Source organism: Mesorhizobium sp. M0029 (genome assembly GCF_040323735.1).
Taxonomy (GTDB): domain Bacteria; phylum Pseudomonadota; class Alphaproteobacteria; order Rhizobiales; family Rhizobiaceae; genus Mesorhizobium.
This window is the reverse complement of record NZ_JAMYVF010000060.1, coordinates 1-1,329: the sequence shown is the minus strand read 5'-3', so window position 1 is coordinate 1,329 and position 1,329 is coordinate 1. Positions and strand designations below refer to the sequence as shown.

The 1,329-nt window shown below is 63.7% G+C and carries 1 protein-coding gene; it reads right to left on the bottom strand.

Translation table 11 applies throughout. From position 1 onward, the window contains the following. Nucleotides 1–60 precede the first annotated feature (60 nt). Nucleotides 61–1,251, bottom strand: coding sequence for an integrase core domain-containing protein (locus NKJ76_RS32310; protein ID WP_352539218.1), 1,191 nt, complete (start codon nt 1,249–1,251; stop codon nt 61–63). Nucleotides 1,252–1,329: the final 78 nt, after the last annotated feature.

The window sequence follows — 1,329 nt, the reverse complement described above, 5'->3', positions numbered from 1 at the left end:
TGTCCAGCCGATAGATGGGTAACACTTTGAACCGGATACATAGGTGACACTTCTCTCCCCCTATGCGTCCGCCGCAGCGCCAAGCGGATTGGTTGGCGCGGCGCTGCGGCGGACAAGCTTCATGTGCCGTGTGTCGATGATGCCGAGCGGGTGGGCATGGAATGAGAGTGTCCATTGTCCGTCTTCGGTCTCCAACGCAGCGACCGGTTCGCCCGCCAGCGCTTGCGAGACATATATGAAGCCGCCATTCCATCGGATCTCGCCATTGTGGCGCACGCGGCGGACCGAGGCCTCGGCCGGATAGACGGGCTCGGGTGGTGTCCTGGGCATGGCGCGCTGTGAGGACCGGTAGTGCTGGGCGGGCGTATCCATGCCCAGCGCCTCATGGGGACGTTCCTCATTGTAGCTGTGGCGGAAGGTCTCGAAGGCCTGGCCCTGTGCCGTTCGGTCGGCTTCCGGTGCCTCGGCCATCGGCAGCATGGTCAGGTGAAAGCGCTCGTGACGTCCGTTCTGCTGTGGCCTGCCGGGTGCGATCCGCTCCAGGGTGATGCCGAGCTTGATGAAGCGCACGACAAGCGGCGTCAGCCCGGTGACGCCGGCCGATGCGAAGGGCGGGCCATTGTCGCTTCTGAAGCGATCCGGCAGGCCATGCTCTTCAAACAGCCGCTCAAACACCGGCCAGGCTTCGCTATCGGCCGTCGACCCCGTCGCTTCGAGCGCCAGAAGATAGCGGCTCGACGCATCCATCACCGTCAAGGGTTCGCAACGCCAGCCGTCGCGGGTCCGGAACCAGCCCTTGTGATCGCCAGTCCACACCGCGTTCGGTTCTTGCGGCTGTGGCCAGGGTCCATTGCCGCAGGCCCGCAGGCGGGGTCGCTTGCGGGCGCGGACAAGCCCATGCCGCGCAAGGATCGCGCCGACCGTCGAGGCTGAAGGCCACATGAACTCGGGAGCCGTGCGCCTGAGCCGTGCCACGATCTTCTTTGGACCCCAAAGCGGATGCAGCTCCTTGGCCGCCACAATCCGCTCAACCAGATCCTGAGCTGTCGCCCGGCCATGATTGAGCGGGGCTCGCGGCAGGTCGTGCAAACCCTCAGGCCCAAACGTCCGATAGCGTCCTAGCCATTTGTAGCCGTTCTTGCGTGAGATCCCGTAGGCCGCACAAAGCGCAACCATCGTCTCATCCCCAGAAAGACACGCCACAACAAACCGTAGCCGCTCGTCCATGATGCCAGTCTCTCGCCAAACCATCGCCGGTCCTCCGGCGGACAAGAAAACTGTCACCCATGCTATCGGTCCATTCTGTTACCTATCTATCCGGTTCGGACA